Annotated in this window: 16 protein-coding genes and 1 tRNA gene; 6 read left to right on the plus strand and 11 right to left on the minus strand. The window is 62.1% G+C overall.

The features are described from left to right. On the plus strand, positions 1–604 hold a 604-nt coding region (locus tag NKI49_RS16955; protein ID WP_352695689.1), incomplete at its 5' end, for an invasion associated locus B family protein. 609 nt (positions 605–1213) lie between these two features. Here the strand turns inward: NKI49_RS16955 and NKI49_RS16960 are convergent. Both NKI49_RS16960 and NKI49_RS16965 read right to left on the minus strand, forming a co-directional pair. Then, positions 1214–1290: transfer RNA gene (locus NKI49_RS16960), tRNA-Arg, on the minus strand. Positions 1291–1374: 84 nt separating this feature from the next. After that, positions 1375–2538 carry a M20 aminoacylase family protein gene (locus NKI49_RS16965; protein WP_352604606.1) on the minus strand — a complete coding sequence of 388 codons (1164 nt, stop codon included), beginning with the start codon at positions 2536–2538 and terminating at the stop codon, positions 1375–1377. A gap of 210 nt (positions 2539–2748) precedes the next feature. Between NKI49_RS16965 and NKI49_RS16970 the strand changes: the two genes are divergently transcribed. Together NKI49_RS16970 and NKI49_RS16975 are read left to right on the plus strand one after the other, a co-directional pair. After that, complete coding sequence (locus tag NKI49_RS16970) at positions 2749–3912, plus strand: D-alanyl-D-alanine carboxypeptidase family protein (protein WP_352604608.1); 1164 nt, start codon at positions 2749–2751, stop codon at positions 3910–3912. Between the two features lie 4 nt (positions 3913–3916). Beyond that, entirely contained in the window at positions 3917–5023 is a 1107-nt protein-coding gene (locus tag NKI49_RS16975) for a CobW family GTP-binding protein (RefSeq protein WP_352604610.1), read from the plus strand. A gap of 11 nt (positions 5024–5034) precedes the next feature. Here NKI49_RS16975 and NKI49_RS16980 read toward each other — a convergent pair whose 3' ends face one another. From NKI49_RS16980 to NKI49_RS17000, 5 genes are all read right to left on the minus strand, one after another. After that, positions 5035–5274, minus strand: coding sequence for a sulfurtransferase TusA family protein (locus NKI49_RS16980; RefSeq protein WP_352604612.1), 240 nt, complete (start codon positions 5272–5274; stop codon positions 5035–5037). Positions 5275–5285: 11 nt separating this feature from the next. Continuing rightward, positions 5286–6584, minus strand: coding sequence for a L,D-transpeptidase family protein (locus tag NKI49_RS16985; RefSeq protein ID WP_352604614.1), 1299 nt, complete (start codon positions 6582–6584; stop codon positions 5286–5288). A gap of 257 nt (positions 6585–6841) precedes the next feature. Then, positions 6842–7792 carry an acetyl-CoA carboxylase carboxyltransferase subunit alpha gene (locus NKI49_RS16990; protein WP_352604616.1) on the minus strand — a complete coding sequence of 317 codons (951 nt, stop codon included), beginning with the start codon at positions 7790–7792 and terminating at the stop codon, positions 6842–6844. 98 nt (positions 7793–7890) lie between these two features. Continuing rightward, the gene (locus NKI49_RS16995; protein ID WP_352604618.1) at positions 7891–8802 is read right to left on the minus strand and encodes a site-specific tyrosine recombinase XerD; all 912 of its coding nucleotides are present in this window, start codon (positions 8800–8802) and stop codon (positions 7891–7893) included. Between the two features lie 29 nt (positions 8803–8831). After that, positions 8832–8984, minus strand: coding sequence for a hypothetical protein (locus NKI49_RS17000; protein ID WP_015315495.1), 153 nt, complete (start codon positions 8982–8984; stop codon positions 8832–8834). 216 nt (positions 8985–9200) lie between these two features. Here NKI49_RS17000 and NKI49_RS17005 point away from each other — a divergent pair, with 216 nt between their 5' ends. From NKI49_RS17005 to NKI49_RS17015, 3 genes are read left to right on the plus strand one after another with little or no spacing between them, the layout of a single operon-like run. Next, complete coding sequence (locus tag NKI49_RS17005) at positions 9201–9812, plus strand: shikimate kinase (protein ID WP_352604620.1); 612 nt, start codon at positions 9201–9203, stop codon at positions 9810–9812. Next, a complete protein-coding gene (aroB, locus tag NKI49_RS17010; RefSeq protein ID WP_352695691.1) occupies positions 9809–10993 on the plus strand; it encodes a 3-dehydroquinate synthase in 1185 nt (394 codons plus the stop codon). Before NKI49_RS17005 ends, aroB begins: the two co-directional genes overlap by 4 nt. Further along, positions 10990–11883, plus strand: coding sequence for an HlyC/CorC family transporter (locus NKI49_RS17015; protein WP_352604624.1), 894 nt, complete (start codon positions 10990–10992; stop codon positions 11881–11883). The genes aroB and NKI49_RS17015 overlap by 4 nt, the downstream gene beginning before the upstream one ends. A 54-nt stretch (positions 11884–11937) precedes the next feature. Here NKI49_RS17015 and NKI49_RS17020 read toward each other — a convergent pair whose 3' ends face one another. The 4 genes from NKI49_RS17020 to NKI49_RS17035 all read right to left on the minus strand — a co-directional run bounded on the left by NKI49_RS17020 (position 11938) and on the right by NKI49_RS17035 (position 17259). After that, positions 11938–13470, minus strand: coding sequence for a SpoVR family protein (locus NKI49_RS17020; protein ID WP_352604626.1), 1533 nt, complete (start codon positions 13468–13470; stop codon positions 11938–11940). Positions 13471–13479: 9 nt separating this feature from the next. After that, entirely contained in the window at positions 13480–14793 is a 1314-nt protein-coding gene (locus tag NKI49_RS17025; protein WP_352604628.1) for a YeaH/YhbH family protein, read from the minus strand. Positions 14794–14811: 18 nt separating this feature from the next. Beyond that, positions 14812–16761: a PrkA family serine protein kinase gene (locus NKI49_RS17030; RefSeq protein ID WP_352604630.1), complete on the minus strand. Its 1950-nt coding sequence runs from the start codon at positions 16759–16761 to the stop codon at positions 14812–14814. A 204-nt stretch (positions 16762–16965) separates the two neighbouring features. Further along, positions 16966–17259, minus strand: coding sequence for a hypothetical protein (locus NKI49_RS17035; protein ID WP_352604632.1), 294 nt, complete (start codon positions 17257–17259; stop codon positions 16966–16968). Positions 17260–17480: the final 221 nt, after the last annotated feature.

The following is a 17480-nucleotide window of genomic DNA, read 5'->3' on the forward strand; positions in this document are numbered from 1 at the left end:
TCCTGCTCAGGTGGCTGAAGGGTTTTTTGTCCCTCTTGATCGCTCTCTTCCAACTCCGGCCCAAGCCGGTCGCCGCTTAGAGCCCGGATTGTTCACGGTCGACTATGTAGCGGCGGCTTTCATATCGCTCACCGCACCCGCATCCGCCCAGGAAAGCACGCTGCCGGGCGGTGCTTCATCCCTGCAGGAGGCGTACCAGGACTGGAATCTCAACTGTCAAGGTAGTCCCAAAATCGTCTGCGTGGTCTCGCAGCAGCAATCGCAGCAGAATGGACAGCGCGTGCTGGCGGTCGAATTGCGCAAGGGGGAGGGCGATGTCGTCTCCGGCAATCTGGTCCTGCCTTTCGGACTTCAGCTCGATTCGGGTGCAACCCTGCAGATCGATGATGGACAAGCAGGAGAACCAATGCGGTTTTCGACGTGTGTGCCCGGGGGTTGCCTCGTCCCGCTCAACTTCGATGCTCAGGCCGTCGCCGAGCTGCGTGCCGGCACGGTGCTGAAGATCAAGGTCAAAAGTGCCGACCAGAAGGATTTGACCCTTCCTGTTTCGCTAAAAGGTCTGGCAGCGGCGCTCGACAGGCTGCAGGTTCTAGCCGGAGGCTAAGAGGATCAACTGATCCCAGAGACCGAAGATTTGCCACTTCACTTAGGCTCGGTGGCGACGCTGGCGGCCCAAGGCTTCTCACGGGAGAGATTGCTGCATAATGCGGGCACGTCGGCAGGACGAGACTGTGTCGCAGTTCCCGTAGGTGTGCAGCCTGCGCGGCCGGATTTAGTCTAGGTTTTGCGTCGGGAAGCCGACAACATCAACACCCGCTGCCTCAAGCCTGTACCTGGTAGCCAGCCAGTTCGTGCGAATCTGATCGTGGTAGTGTGCTGACCAAGAGGAGAACTGAGGGCCACCATCGCCATGCTGCGATATGGTTCGAAGGAATGTCCGTTCTTCCAACACCGGCTGAATTCTGGAATCCAAGCCGGTGCGGTGGCGTTGGCGTGGCCGAAAATGCAGCAATTTCAATCGATGAAATGGTGCGCCCGAAAAGATTCGAACTCCTGCCCCCCAGATTCGTAGTCTGGCGATTCGTGAGTGAAAGACGCGAATGTGAAATGCTTCTGCAAATGCGTCCTTGGGGTTGGTTGCTGACTCTCAGTACGAACTTTGCCGTACCGATTAAAAAAGCACGGCGGCGATCCCGCATCTATTTGATTTAATTGGTGATCCCGACAGGAATCGAACCTGTGACCTACAGATTAGGAATCTGCCGCTCTATCCTACTGAGCTACGGGACCACGCGGCCCGACACATAGCCGCTTCGGATCGTTTCGCCAAGAGGCCGGGCGAATGCAAATCGCCCGGTCTTCTAGCGGCAGGCGTCAGGCCGCCAGCGCCGTCTCCGCCAGTTTCACCCAATAGCTCATGCCGTGCGGAATGGCCTCGTCGTTGAAATCATACGCAGGATTGTGCAGGCCGGCAGTGTCGCCATTGCCGATGAAGATGAAGGCGCCGGGGCGGGCTTCCAGCATATAGGAGAAATCCTCGCCGCCCATCACCGGCTGGATGCCGCGATGCACATGCGCGTCGCCGGCGACGTTTGCCGCGATATCGCTGGCAAACACCGTCTCTTCCGCGTGGTTGAAGGTGACGGGGTAATTTGCCTGGTAGTCGACCTCGATCCTGGCGCCAAACGCAGTCGCCAGCCCGTCGCAGATCGAGCGGATGCGCTCTTCGGATTTTTTTGCGATTTCCTTGCGCAAGGTGCGCACCGTGCCGGCGATCTCGGCCGTTTCCGGAATGATGTTATAGGCATCGCCGGCATGGAACTTTGTCACCGACACCACCACGGCCTCGACCGGATCGGTGCTGCGCGAGGCGATCGTCTGCAGGGCTCCAACAAGCTGGCTGGTGATGACGATCGGGTCGATCGTGCCGTGCGGCATCGCCGCATGGCCGCCCTTGCCTTTCACGGTGATGGTGAACTCGGCCGTCGCCGCCATGATCGGGCCGGGCCGGATGGCGAACTGTCCGACCGGCAGGCCCGGCATGTTGTGCATGCCGAAGACCTTGGAGATGCCGAAGCGCTCCATCATGCCGTCCTTGACCATTTCGTTGCCGCCGCCGCCGCCTTCCTCCGCAGGCTGAAAGATCACCGCCACCGAGCCGGCGAAATTGCGTGTTTCGGCGAGGTATTTCGCGGCGCCCAAAAGCATCGCCGTGTGGCCGTCATGACCGCAGGCATGCATCTTGCCCGGAACGGTCGAGGCGTAGGGCTTGCCGGTAATCTCGTTCAGCGGCAGCGCGTCCATGTCGGCGCGCAGGCCGATTGTGGCGCCTTCGCCCTGGCGGCCGCGGATGATGCCGACGACGCCGGTTTTGCCGAGGCCGGTCACCACGTCGTCGCAACCGAAGGCCTTCAGCTTCTCGGTGACGAAGGCGGCGGTCTTGAACACGTCGAAGTTCAGCTCTGGCGTCTGGTGCAGATGCTGGCGCCAGCCGGCAACCTCGTCCTGCATTTCGGCGGCACGGTTCAGGATTGGCATGATGGTTCCATTTCGTTGTTGGAGCAGCCGGTTCAGCCTGGTGTAATTGTGATTGCCGGGCACTTTGCCATGTTGACGTCACATAGGGTAAATAGCACCGCAACAATGCGGTCCGGGTTTTGAGGGTCGGACCCATCATGCTGGCGGTCGCGTAGCGAAACCTTACGGAGCCAGAGGCAATCAGGGCAAGAGGCGATTTCGGAATAGATCATGCGGCACAGGCATTTCCTCAAACTATTCTCGGCCGGCGCAATCGTCCTGTCGTCCCTGGCCGGCCCGGCGCTGGCCAATCCGGTGGTTCTGTTCGACCTGAACAGCGGCAAGATCCTGCAGCATCAGGACGCGTTCAAGCGCTGGTATCCGGCGTCGCTGAGCAAGCTGATGACCGCTTATGTGACCTTCCGCGCGATCGCCGCCGGCGAGGTCCAGCTCGATTCGCCGATCAAGGTGACGAAACACGCCGCGGGCGAGCCGCCGAGCAAGATGGGGTTCAAGCCCGGTTCGGTCATGCGGCTCGACAATGCGCTCAAGATGATGCTGGTCAAATCGGCCAACGACATCGCCATGGCCGTCGGCGAGAATGTCGGCGGCTCGCAGGCGGCCTTCGCCGAGCGGATGAATGCCGAGGCGGCGCGACTCGGCATGAACGGCACCCATTTCGTCAATCCGAACGGGCTCTATTCGCCGGACCAGTACACGACCGCGCGCGACCTTGCCGTGCTGGTGATGGCGATCCGCCGGGAGTTTCCACAATATACGTCGTGGTTCTCGATCGAGGGGCTCGCGGTCGGCAAGAAGGCGATCTCGAACTATAATCTGTTGATCGGCCGCTATCCCGGGGCCGACGGCATGAAGACGGGGTTCGTCTGCTCCTCGGGGTTCAACATGATCGGCTCGGCGACGCGCAACGGACGCACCCTGGTCGCGGTGGTGCTTGGCGAGAAATCGGCAATCACGCGCGCCGAGATGGCGGCGAAACTGCTCGACCAGGGCTTTGATACGCCCGCCGCCGGCGCGGTCACCGTCGCCACGCTGGCGCCCTACGGCGACACTGTCTCGCCCAACGACATGCATGACGAGATCTGCAAGAAGAAGGCGCCGGAAGAGCAGTCCGAGGCGCCTGCGGCCGCCGCCAAGGACAAACCGAAATCGCCCTATCAGGGAAAACTCGACCATGTGCCGACGCTTGTGGCTGTCGGACTCGGCGGCGCCACGGGTCCGGCGCCCAAGGCGATGCTCGACCAGGGCGGCCAGGAATACGCCGACGTGCCGATCCCGACCTGGCGGCCCGACCGGCAGGCGCCGGCCGGAGCAGGCCCCGTGATTGCCGGTTCCGCCGTGCAGGGCGACCAGCCGGCCAAGGCGGCGAACTAGCCCGATGAGCGGCTTTCCCATTCCCGTATCGGTGCTGACCGGCTTTCTCGGCGCCGGCAAGACGACTTTGCTCAACCGGCTCCTGAAGGATCCGGCGCTGGCCGACACGGCGGTCATCATCAACGAATATGGCGAGGTGGCGATCGATCACCTGCTGGTCGAGCAGGCGTCCGACGGCATCATCCAGCTTTCCGACGGCTGCCTGTGCTGCACGGTGCGCGGCGAACTGGTCGACACGCTGGCCGACCTTGTCGACCGCCTGCAGACCGGCCGCATCGCACGCCTTGCCCGCGTCATCGTCGAGACCACGGGCCTTGCCGACCCCGCGCCCGTGCTGCAATCGATCATGGCGCATCCGGCGCTGGTCCAGGCCTTCCGGCTCGACGGCGTCATCACGCTGGTCGATGCGGTCAACGGCAGTGCCACGCTCGATGCCCATGTCGAAGCGGTCAAGCAGGTCGCCGTCGCCGACCGCATCGTGCTGAGCAAGGCCGACCTGGTCACCGATCCCAGTGACCTCGAAACGCTGTCGGCGCGGCTGCGGCAGATCAATCCGGGCGCCGAGCTGCGCGAAGTCGCCGATACCGGGACGGCGGCGCTGTTCGACTGCGGCCTCTACAATCCCGCCACCAAATCCGCCGACGTGCGGCGCTGGCTAGGCGAGGAGGCCGAGCACGACCATCACCACGATCATGGCCGTGACCATGAGCATGAGCATGAGCATGGTCATGGCCATCGGCACGACCAGCGCGTGCGCTCCTATTCGCTCGTTCATGATGGAGCGGTACCGTTTTCAGCGATCGAGATGTTTCTCGACCTTCTGCGTTCGACGCATGGCGAGCGCCTGCTGCGCATGAAGGGCGTCATCGAATTGCAGGAGGACCCGTCGCGGCCGCTGGTGGTGCATGGCGTTCAGAAGACCCTGCATCCGCCGGTACGATTGCCGGCCTGGCCCGACGGCCAGCGCGGCACGCGCCTGGTGCTGATCACGCTCGATATGCCAGAGGACTATGTGCGCCGGCTGTTCGCCGCCTTCACCAACCGGCCGTCGATCGACACGCCCGACCGCGCGGCGCTGGAAAACAACCCACTGGCGATTGCCGGGCGATAGGCGTTCCCGAATCAGGCGGTCTCGCCGCGCTCGACCAGAAAACGATGGCCGCCCGAAACCGCTGCGGTTTCGACCAATTGATGGCCGGCATCCGAGCAGAAGGCCGGAATGTCGATGACGGCCAGCGGGTCGGTGGTCTCGAGCCAGAGCCGGCTGCCTGGCTGCATTCCGGCAAGGCGCTTTTTCGCCTTGAGCACGGGTAAGGGGCAGTTGAGCCCTTTCAGATCATAGACGCTCGCACGCTTGGCCAAGGCGAAAAACCTCAGCCGCCGAACATGCCGAGCAGCTTGTTCTTCAGCTTGGTGACCCGGCTCTCGTCGGCGCTTGCAGCCTGCGTTTCAGGCACGGGCGCCGCTTCCGTCGGAGCGGCGATGGTGGCGGTGGCGACAGGTGCCTCCTTGGCGGCCCTGGCCGCTTCCTTTTCGGCCAGCGCCTGCGCCTTGGCTGCTTCCTTGGCTTGCTTGGCAGCCTCTATGGCAGCCAGCCTCTGTTCCTCGGCCTTCTGCTTGGCGGCCTTTTCGGCATCAAGTGCCGCCATCTTGCGGCCGGCCGGCGAATCTATGCGGCCCATGCGCGCCGTCTCGGAAACCGAGCCGTCTGTATTGAGCGACGGCGGGTCGATCGGCACGCGCTCGCCGCGCGCACGGCGCTTGGACCAGTCGGAGACGATGCTGGCTTCCTTGATGCCGGCGATGGTAGGCTTGGGCGGGGGCACGCTGGCCTTGACCGCGCCGTTGAACGCCGCGTCGTAGGTGCTCATGTAAGAGCCGTAGGCGCTCTTCAGCGAATCCGGCTGCGTCGTTGCAGGGCAGGCGCCAGTCGGGTTGAAACTCGTTCCTTCGGGAGCGACCTGGTTGAAGACATAGCGCTTCTCGCAGACATCGACCTTCGGCGGCACCTTGGTGATCTCGAAATTGTCGTAGCCGACCTTCAGCATCTTCCAGAATTCGTAATTCGGGTCGTTGCGGTAGCGCGCCATATTGGCGGCGGTCATGCGGAACGGAAAGGCCTGGATCTGGAATTCGGTCTGGCCGCCCTGGAAGGCGTCGCGGCCGAAGGCATAGATCTGCTCGATCTGTGCGTCGGTCATCGAATAGCAGCCCGACGACGAACAGGCACCGTGAACCATCAGGTTGGAGCCGGTGCGGCCGTTGGCGCGGTCATACGCGTTGGGATAGCCGATGTTGAAGGACAGATGATAGTTCGAGCGTGGATTCATCTGCGCCGGGCGCACCGTGTAGAAGCCTTCCGGTGCCTGGCGGTCGCCTTCGGTGTATTTCGGCCCGAGCTTGCCCGACCATTTGCAGATATCGTAGCTCGCCACCATGTCATAGCGGCCGTTGGTCTTGGCCTTCCAGATTTCGAGCTTGCCCTCTTCCTTGAAGATGCGCGCCATCACCGACGAGGTGCGGACCATGCCCTTGGCCCTCATGTCGGCCAGGATCTTGTCCGGCAGCGGCTTGTTGGCCTCCGGGGCAAAGTCCTTCATCGACGAATCGTTGCAGCCGGCGACGACTATCGAGGCGATCAGGATTCCGGTGCGGGCAAGCTTGGCAAACATGGATACGGCTATGTCTTTTTTCTCGGGCCAATGGCTTCGAAATGCCGAGCCCGCATGCTGAACACCTACGGACCCTAAGCCCGTTAACCTTGAAAATTCCTTACCGCAAGCCTCGGCCAGCCCGTCGCGGCAATTTCCCAACCCTTCGGCAATTTCATTGAACCGAATCCGGCGGCATTTTTGTGGCGAAATTGCTCATAGCCGCCACATTGTCGCGGGCAGGGCTTTCCGATTGCCTTATCCAGCCGTCAGCGAGATCAGAGACTGCGGCCCATCGCCAGGTATTTCTCGCGGCGTTGTTCGCGGAAATCGACGTTGGCGCCGGCAAAGTCCTTCATCGTCTTGGCGATGAGGTCGCCGGTCGCGGCAATCACCGTTTCGGGCGCACGCTGGGCGCCGCCGATCGGCTCGGGGATGATTGCATCGATGATCTTCAGTTCCAGAAGATCCTGCGCGGTGATCTTCATGTTGGTCGCCGCGTCCTTCGATCGCGTCGTGTCGCGCCATAGGATCGAGGCGGCGCCCTCCGGCGAAATCACCGAATAGATAGAGTGTTCAAGCATGTAGACGCGGTTGGCGGTGGCGATCGCGATGGCGCCGCCCGAACCGCCTTCGCCGATGACCACCGAAATCGACGGGACCTGGAGCGACAGGCAGGCCGAGGTCGAGCGGGCGATGGCTTCGGCCTGGCCGCGCTCCTCGGCGCCGACGCCGGGATAGGCGCCGGCCGTGTCGACCAGGGTCAAGAGCGGAATCTTGAAACGATCGGCAAGCTCCATCAGCCGCACCGCCTTGCGATAACCTTCGGGGCGAACCGAACCGAAATTGTGCTTCAGGCGGCTGGTCGTGTCCGAGCCCTTCTCCTGGCCGATGATCGCCACCGGCTCGCCGCGGAAACGGGCGAAGCCGCCGACGATGGCCTGGTCCTCGCCGAAATTGCGGTCGCCGGCGAGCGGCGTGAAGTCGCTGAACAGTCCCTTGATGTAGTCGACGCAGTGCGGCCTGTCGGAGTGGCGCGCCACTTGCACCTTCTGCCATGGAGTGAGGGCCTTGTAGAGATCGCGCAGCGCATCGCGCGAGCGCTTCTCCAGCCTGCTGATCTCGTCGGCGACATCGACCGCCTCGCCATTCTCGGCAAGCTTCTTGAGCTCAAGGATCTTGAGCTCGAGATCCTGCACCGGCTTTTCGAAATCGAGGTAATTGTACATGCGTGGGCGGACCGATGCGTCGGAAGGCAATGACTGCGGAACCGTTGAATCCAAGGCTCCGGGCGGTGAAATGTCGTCCTCACATAGCGATATGAGGCCTAGTCGGCAAGCGGATGATGATCGTTGACCAGCCGCACGAGCCGCTCCTCCAGCACATGGGTGTAAATCTGTGTCGTCGATATATCGGCATGACCGAGCAATTGCTGCACGGCCCTGAGGTCGGCGCCGTTCTGCAGGAGATGGCTGGCGAAAGCATGGCGCAGCACATGCGGCGATATCTTCGCCGAGGCGATGCCGGCCCGCGCCGCCAGCCCCTTGAGGTCGCGCGCAAAGACCTGGCGCGAGAGATAGCCGCTGTCGGACGCGGCCGGAAACAGGAACGGGCTGCCGGCGAAGGCCGGGACCGTGGCGCGTGCGGCAAGCCAGCTGCGCATTGCCACGCGCGCCTTGCCCGACAGCGGTACCATGCGCTCCTTGTCGCCCTTGCCGCGCACCATGAAGAAGCGGTCGTCACGCTGTGCTACCGTCACCGGCAGGCCGACCAGTTCGGAGACGCGCAGACCCGTCGCGTAGAGCACCTCGACCAGCGCATGCAGGCGCAATGCCGCCAGCCTGTCACCGTGGGCAGGGTCGCCAGCCTCTTGTGCAGCGCGGTCGATGAGCCGGCCGGTGTCCGCCTCGCTCATGGTCTTGGGCAGCGGGCGGCCCTTTTTCGGGCTGTCCAGCGTGCCGGTCGGGTCATCGCCGCGCAGCCCCTCGGCGTAGAGGAATTTGAAGAACTGACGGATGGCCGATAGTTTGCGTGCCTGAGATGTCGGAGCGAAGCCGCGCGCGGCGATTTCGTCGAGGTAGGCACGGATAGAGGCGGCGGCCGCGCCGGCGAGCCCGCCATCGATCTCGTTCGACGCGTCTTCGAGGTCGCGGCGATAGGAGGAAAGCGTGTTCACGGCAGCTCCCCGTTCAGCGCTCATCATTTCCAGGAAGGCTTCGATGCGGGCGGCGCTGTTCATTTCCGTCGGGGTCGGTTTCTGCCTTGGAGTCAGTTCTTCTTTGGGTTCAGCTTTTCCGGGGGGATGCGCACGCTCATTTCCGCCTTTTTCGGCTCGACGAACATTACCAGCGCGAACATCGTACCATAGGCAATGCCGGCCAGAATCGCGAGCGTCACGACAAAGCGAAACAGTGTCGGCATCAATTTTCGCCCGTCTTGGTGTTCTGCGTTTCCAAACCCTGTGCCCTTATGGGACGCCAATCCGGCCAATTCAAGCAAGAAGCTGAGGCCTGTCAGCAGCTTCTGATGCAGGCGGCCTCAGCCCGATATCAGCCTCGGACCGCTCGCCACGCTTGACGCAAACGGGCTTTTCATGTCGATACGCCGGCAAAGAGGGCCCAGAAACGTCATGATCTGATGAACGCGCACCCTGCAAATCCTCCAGGCGAGATCCACGCCGCGCTGCTTGGCCGGCTGGGCAGCCGTTCCATCGTCTTTGTCGGGCTTATGGGCGCCGGCAAGACGGCGATCGGCCGCAAGGTGTCGACAATGCTGGCGCTGCCCTTCATAGACAGCGATCAGGAAATCGAAAGCGTCTCGCGCATGACCGTCCCGGAGCTGTTCGAGCGCTATGGCGAGACCGAGTTCAGGGCGCTCGAGCAGCGCGTCATCCTGCGTGTCCTGGAGAATGGCCCACAGGTGCTGTCCACCGGCGGCGGCGCCTTCATGAACCCGCAGACGCGCGAGGCCATCGCCGCGCATGGCGTGTCGGTCTGGCTCAAGGCCGAACTCGACCTTCTGATGGAGCGCGTTTCGAAGAAGCAGAACCGACCGCTGTTGAAAAGCGCCGAACCCAAGGCTGTGCTGGAGCGACTGATGAGCGAGCGCTATCCGGTCTACGCGACCGCGGATGTCACCGTGCCGACCCGCGACGACCGCAAGGAGGTCATTGCGGCCGAGGTGGTGGAGGCGCTGTGCCGGCATTTCGGCATCGACGAGATTACCGCGACGGGCGAGGTCGAATCGTGAGCGGGAATCAGCCGGTCACAGTCGAAGTCGGGCTTGGCGAGCGGGCCTACGACATACTGATCGGTTCAGGATTGTTATCCCGCGCGGGTGCCGAGATTTCGCGTCGCCTCCCTGGCACGCGCGCAGCCGTCATCACCGACGACAATGTCGCCGCGTCGCATCTCGATGCGCTGAAGGCCGGTCTCGAAAAGGGCGGCATCCAGCCAGCCGTGATCACGCTGCCGCCCGGCGAGAAGACCAAGAGCTTTTCCCGTCTCGAAGAGGTGGTGGACGGCATACTCGCCGCCAGGCTGGAGCGCGGCGACGTCGTCGTCGCCTTCGGCGGCGGCGTCATCGGCGATCTCGCCGGCTTTGCCGCCGGCATCGTGCGGCGCGGCATGAATTTCGTGCAGATCCCGACCTCGCTGCTGGCGCAGGTCGATTCCTCCGTCGGCGGCAAGACCGGCATCAACAGCGCGCGTGGCAAGAACCTTGTCGGCGTCTTCCATCAGCCGAGGCTTGTGCTGGCCGACACCGGAGTGCTCGACACGCTGCCGATCCGCGAATTCCGCGCCGGTTACGCCGAACTCGCCAAATACGGGCTGATCGACCGGCCGGAATTCTTCGCCTGGCTGGAAGCGAACTGGGCCAAGGTGTTCGCCGGTGGACCGGAGAGGGCCGAGGCGATCGCCGAGGCTTGCCGCGCCAAGGCCGACGTGGTCGCCCGCGATGAATTCGAGACCGGCGACCGTGCGCTGCTCAATCTCGGCCACACGTTCGGCCATGCGCTGGAAGCCGCCACCCAGTATGACGGAACCCGTCTCGTCCATGGCGAGGGGGTCGCCATCGGCATGGCGCTGGCGCATCGGTTCTCGTCTCGGCTCAACCTGGCGAGCCCCGACGACGCGGCGCGCGTCGAGGCGCATCTGCGCGCCGTCGGTCTGCCCTGGCGCATGGCCGACATTCCGGGCGAATTGCCCGATGCGGAGGCGCTGCTTTCATTCATCACCCAGGACAAGAAGGTGTCGCGCGGTGCGCTGACCTTCATCCTGACGCGCGGCATCGGCCAGGCCTTCATCGCCAAGGACGTGCCGGCGTCGGAAGTGTTGTCGTTCCTCGGGGAGAGCCATCCGGATCAGCGAGGAAGCCATCCGGGCCGGGAAAAAGGCCGTCCGGGCCGGCAACAAGGCCGTCCGGGATGAACGAGCCGGGCTGGATCGTCGCCGCTGCTCTTGCCGTCCTCGTCCTGCTGGCCGTCGCCCTGCGCACGCGCCTGCTTGCCGCTTTCGGCTATGAGCTGACGCGCATCGAGCCGCAGCGCTCGAGCCAGGACGAATTGCGTGGCGCGGTCGATGATTTCCGCCGCGACGGCCAGGTGGTGCGCGAGGATCGCGACCGTGTCGGCGGCCTGTTCGACCTTGAAGAGCTCGAAGTCTCCGACGTCATGGTCCACCGCACAAACATGCGCTCGGTCAATGCCGACAACGCGCCTGAAGCAGTGGTGCGCGAAATCCTGCAGAGCCCGCACACGCGCATGCCGCTGTGGAAGGGCTCGCTCGACAACATTGTCGGCGTGCTGCACGCCAAGGACCTGCTGCGCGCGTTGAACGAAGTCGGCAATGATTTCTCCAGGATCGACGTCATGAAGATCGCTTCGAGACCCTGGTTCGTGCCGGACACCACGACCTTGCAGGAACAGCTCAATGCCTTCCTGCGCCGCAAGGCGCATTTCGCCGTCGTCGTCGACGAATATGGCGAGGTCGAAGGGCTGGTGACGCTTGAGGACATCATCGAGGAAATCGTCGGCGAAATCGCCGACGAGCACGATATCGACATTCAGGGTGTCAAGCAGGAGGCAGACGGCTCTGTCGTCGTCGACGGCACGGTGCCGATCCGTGACCTGAACCGGGCGCTGGACTGGAACCTGCCGGACGAGGAGGCAACCACCATCGCCGGTCTCGTCATTCACGAGACGCAGTCGATCCCCGACGAGAAGCAGGCCTTCACCTTCCACGGCAAGCGCTTTACCGTGATGAAGCGCGACAAGAACCGGATCGCAAGGTTGAGGATCAGGCCTGCCGGCGATGCCTGATCCAGGAAACTGTGAAACGGCTTTCGGCCCAGAATCGCTCCGGGCCGCGCTGCGTCATTCCGGGATCTGGCTGGTCGAGCGTTCGTGGATCGTCGCGCCGGTCTGCGCATCGACGGACGCCAGGCTGACCTCATAGCCCCAAAGCCTGCGGATGTGACGAAGCGTTGCATCGCGGCCGGCATCCTCGAGAAGGATGCCGTCATTCACCTTGTGCTGCAGCCGCAAATGCCTGTCGCCGAGCAGATCGACATCGACCACCTGGATGTCCGGCCGGTTGGCGCCGACGTCGTAACTGTCGGCGAGCGCGGTGCGTATCTTTTCGTAGCCGCGCTCGTTGTGGATCGAAGCGACCTCGCAATGCGGCTGGTCGGCCGCGTCGCCGACCGCGAAAAGCCGCCATTTCCGGATCAAGGCCGGACTGAGATACTGGCGGATAAAGGACTCGTCGCGATGGTCCGCCCAAGCGTCGAGCAGGACCTCGAGCCAGTTGCCGTGGCCGGCGATCTCGGGAAACCAGTCCCGGTCCTCGGCCGTCGGATCGGTCGAGATGCGCTGGATGTCCTGCATCATGTCGAGGCCGAGAGCGTAGGGGTTGATGCCGGAAAAGCGCGGATCGTCGAACGCCGGCTGGAAGATCACGTTGGAATGGTTGCGCAGGATTTCGAACATGGCGCCTTCGCTGATCAGGCCGCGGTCGAACAGCATGTTCATCAGCGTGTAGTGCACGAAAGTGGCGCAGCCTTCGTTCATCACCTGCGTTTGCCGTTGCGGATAGAAATATTGAGCTATGACACGAACGATCCTGATGACCTCGCGCTGCCAGGGCTCAAGAACCAGGCTGTTCTTTTCCAGGAAATAGAGCAGGTTCTCCTCGGGCAGATTTAGCGATTTCTTCCACTCCGGATCTTCGTCCTTGTCGTTGGTTCGTTGCCGCGAAGGCGGCAGCGTGCGCCACAAATCATTGTAGGAGCGCTCTTCATATTCGAGACGCTCGCGAAGGCCTTCGCGCTGGCGCTCGGACGACAGCTTCGGCGGGCGACGATAGCGGAACACGCCTTGCTCCATCAGCGCGTGCGCGGAATCGAGAACAGCCTCGACGGCGGCGAGGCCGTGCCGCTCCTCGCAACGGGCAATGTAGCCCTTGGCAAACTCCAGGTAGCTGAGAATCGCCCCCGCGTCCGTCCATTGCTTGAACAGGTGATTGTTCTTGAAGAAATGATTGTGCCCAAGCGCGGCATGGGCTGTCACCAAGGCCTGCAGGGCCATGGTGTTTTCCTCCATCAGATAGACGATGCAGGGATTGGAATTGATGACCAGCTCATAGGCAAGTCCCCGCCCGCCTTTGCGATACAGCAGGTCCTGGTGGAGGAAATGTTTGCCGAAGGACCAGTGACGGTACATCAGTGGCATGCCGACCGACGAGTATGCGTCGAGCATCTGCTGGGAGGAGATGATCTCCATCTGCACGGGATAGGTGTCGAGATAAAGCTCTTCGACCGCGATCGCCTCGATCGCCTCATGGGCTCGCGACAATTTCTTGAAATCCCAGTCGGACCCGGAAAAAAGCAGACCGGCATGTCTGGCCATCGGCACCCCTCACGCGCTCTTGAGGAGAGCCGGCTGCCTGCCGAAGAGCTGGCGAAAGACCGGGTAGATATCGGCGGGTGTGGCGATGCGGCTCATCTGGAAGTTCGGCCATTTCTGGTCGATTGCGCTATAGGCGCGCCATAGCGACGTTCCGTTTTCGGTCGTGCCGAAAATGTGCGCTTCGCGCTTGTCGATGATCTCGACATAGGCGAAATACTGGCACAGCCGCATCAGCTGATCGTCGAGCAGGGCTATGCAGCGCTCGGAATCGGTGACGAAATTGTCTCCGTCGGAAGCCTGGGCGGCATAGATATTCCACTCGCTGGGCGGATATCGCTGCCTGATGATGCGATGCATCTCCTCGAGCGCGGTGGAAACGACGGTACCGCCGCTTTGCGTGCAGTAGAAGAATGTCTCCTCGTCGACCTCCTGTGCCTCGTGGGTGTGGCGGATAAAGACGATTTCGATGCGCTCATAGCGCCGTTTCAAGAACAGGTGCAGCAGAACGAAGAAGCGCTTGGCCAGATCCTTTTCGCGCTCGCCCATGGAACCGGACACATCCATGAGACAGAACATCACCGCGTTGGCGTTCGGCACCGGCTGGGGGTCGAAGCGGTTGAATCGGATGTCGACCGGGTCGACATAGGCAATTCGCTTGCGCCGCCGCTCCAGCCGGTGAAGCTCCTCGCGCAACGCCGCGATGCGCTGGCGTGTCGCCGCACTGGACGGCGCCGACTCAAGCGCGACGATTTCCCTGAGGATTGCGTCCAACTCCTCCTGCTTGGGGCGCCTCAGCGCAATGCGTCGGCCATGGCTGTTGCGCATCGTGCGCCCAACGTTGATGTTGGTCGGTGAACCAGTGGCGGCGAAGCCGGCCCGGCGTGGCTTGAAGGCCAGTATCTCCTTGAGATTGAGCTTGACCATGTCCGGGAGTTCGAGATCCTCGAAAAAAAGATCGAGCACCTCTTCGCGCGACAGCACGAAACGAAAGTCGTCCTCGGATGCCGTGTTTCCCGGCGAGGAGGCCCCCGCGCCGCCGCCCTGGCCGGGTTTGGGGATCAGGTCACCCGGGGAGAAATGCTTGTTGCCCGGCAGGATGTACTGGCGCCTGCCGCTGTTCCTGGCATTGTTGAAACTCGGCTCGGCCGTTCTTCTTTCGGGCATCGGCACGGCGTGCTCGGCATCCGCATCGGCGATCCTGCCGGTGCGGATCTGATCGCGTATGCTCCGCTTCAGTTCTTCGCGCGCACGCCTGAGGAAGCGCTGGCGATTGCCGAGGCTCTTGTCCTTTGGATTCAGGCGACGGTCGATGAAGATCGGCATGGGACCATCCGGGTTCTCTCAACCCGCCTTGTTCACCCGCATGTACCAGTCCACGAGACGATGCACCTGCCGCTCGGTGTAGCCGCGCTCGATCATCCGCTGCACGAATTCGTTGTGACGTTTTTCGGTGACGCTGTCCTGCTTGGAACCGAAGCTGATCACCGGCAGGAGGTCCTCGACCTGTCCGAACATCCGCTTCTCGATCACTTCGCGCAGCTTTTCATAGCTCGTCCATGACGGGTTGCGGCCGTGATTCCTGGCGCGGGCGCGAAGCGTGAACTTCACCACCTCGTTGCGGAAGTCCTTGGGATTGGCGATGCCCGCCGGTTTTTCGACCTGCGACAGTTCGTTGTCCAAAACCTCGCGGTTGAGGATCTGGCCGGTGTCGGGATCCTTGTAGTCCTGGTCCTCGATCCAGGCATCGGCATATGCGATGTAGCGGTCGAAAAGATTCTGGCCGTATTCGCTGTACGATTCCAGGTAGGCCTTCTGGATCTCATGGCCGATGAACTCGGCATACCGCGCCGCAAGTTCGGACTTGATGAACTCCAGGTAGGCGGCTTCCGTCTCCTTCGGAAACTGTTCGCGCTTGATTGCTTCCTCCAGGATGTACATCAGGTGGACGGGGTCGGCAGCCACCTCTTCGGTGTCATAGTTGAAGGTCTGCGACAGGATCTTGAAGGCAAAGCGCGTGCTGACGCCGGACATGCCCTCGTCGACGCCGGCGGCATCGCGATATTCCTGAACGGACCTTGCTCTGGGATCGACATCCTTCAGGTTCTCGCCGTCATAGGCGCGCATCTTGGTGTAGAGCGGCGAATTGTCGTGCTCGGCCAGGCGGGTCGATACGGTGAACCGGCTGAGAATATCCAGCACCTCGGGGGCGCAGGGGCTGTTGGCCAATTCACTCTCCCGCAGCAGCTTTCCGTAGATCTGCCTCTCTTCGGTAATCCGCAGGCAGTACGGCACCTTGACCACGAGGATCCGGTCGAGGAAGGCTTCGTTGTTCTTGTTGTTCTTGAACTGCTGCCATTCCGATTCGTTGGAATGGGCCACTATGATTCCCTGATAGGGAAAGGCGCCGAAATTTTCGGTGCCGTTGTAGCTGCCTTCCTGGGTCGCGGTCAGCAGCGGATGCAGGACCTTGATGGGCGCCTTGAACATTTCGACGAATTCGAGCAGGCCCTGGGTGGTCCGGTTCAGTCCACCGCTATAGGAATAGGCATCCGGGTCGGACTGGCTGAAATTTTCCAGCTGCCTGATATCGACCTTGCCGACCAGGGCCGAGACGTCCTGGTTGTTCTCATCGCCGGGCTCGGTCTTGGCGATAGCTATCTGGCGAAGTCGCGAAGGCATCAGCTTCACCACGCTGAACTTGGAAATGTCGCCGGATAGTTCGTCCAGGCGCTTGGCCGCCCATGGCGAGATAAGCCCGTTCAGCCGGCGTCGGGCTATGCCGTATCTGTCCTCCAGCAGGTCGCCCATGCGATCGGGATGGAAAAGTCCGAGCGGCGATTCGAAAACCGGGCTGATCTGATTGCCGACCTTCAGCGTGTAGATCGGACGCTGCTCCATCAATTTCTTCAGCCGTTCGGCAAGGGAGGATTTGCCGCCGCCGACCGGGCCGAGGAGATAGAGGATCTGCTTGCGCTCCTCGAGCCCCTGGGAAGCGTAGCGAAAATAGCCCGCGATGCGCTCGATCGTATCCTCCATGCCATAGAAATCGGCAAAGGAGGGGTACACCTTGACGGTCCGGTTGGAGAAAATGCGGCCGAGGCGCTCATCCTTGCTGGTGTCGACAAGGTTCGGCTCGCCGATCGCCTCGACCATTCGTTCTGGCGCCGAGGCATACATCGATTTGTCCTCACGGCAGGAAAGGAGATATTGCTGAAGACTGATCTCCTCCTGCGCGGCGCTCGTGTAGATCTCTGAAAATAGATTGAAGACGTCGGACTGGTTCTCTGGCATGGTACTCTCGTCCTCCGAGCCGTTCTGGCTGCCAGTCGGCTCATCGTGTAATCAACTGCCGGAAAGCATTGTGGTTCCCTTCACATGAAGGAGAGGATCCACAATCGGCGTTGAGGTTGTCAGACAGGCGGCCGGATGCTCGCCCAAGGATTCACTTGGTGATGGCGAGCAGATTTTGAAGGGCGCGTTGACTCATTTCTGCACCTACATGCCGTGGTCGGGAACGTAGAGGCAGAATGAATGCTGCGAATTCGCATCGCCGCCGGGCTTGCATTCGTGAAAGAACTCGTCACGAGACCGTTTGATCCGGCTATCGCTGTAGGGAATGAGTTCGCCGGTCGAGAGCTGGTAGCCGTATTTTGTTTCTTTCACATCCGATGTGGGCGCCTGATAGCAGTCCATTCCCGAGCAGCAAGAGCTGTCGTATTGCCAACCCTTCGGAGACTGGTGCGCAGCAACTGGATCCGAAAGGAACACGGCCACTGCGATCGCCGGCAACAGAGCTCGATGGAGCCTGCGTGCCAAAGGTCTGCGAGGCTGCAAACCGCCTGCGCACCTGCCGGGATGCTCGGCTGGAACTCGAGATATCATCTTCATTGTGGTCAACCATTCGGGGAGCGCCGGCCGAGGCCAATGGCTGCTCGATCTGACAATCGGTTCGTTCCGCAAAGCCTTGGGACCTCTGTGGAACGGTGCGGACAATCAACTGCCAGATCAGA

The organism is Mesorhizobium sp. M0587 (genome assembly GCF_040320945.1).
In the GTDB taxonomy this organism is placed as follows: Bacteria; Pseudomonadota; Alphaproteobacteria; order Rhizobiales; family Rhizobiaceae; genus Mesorhizobium.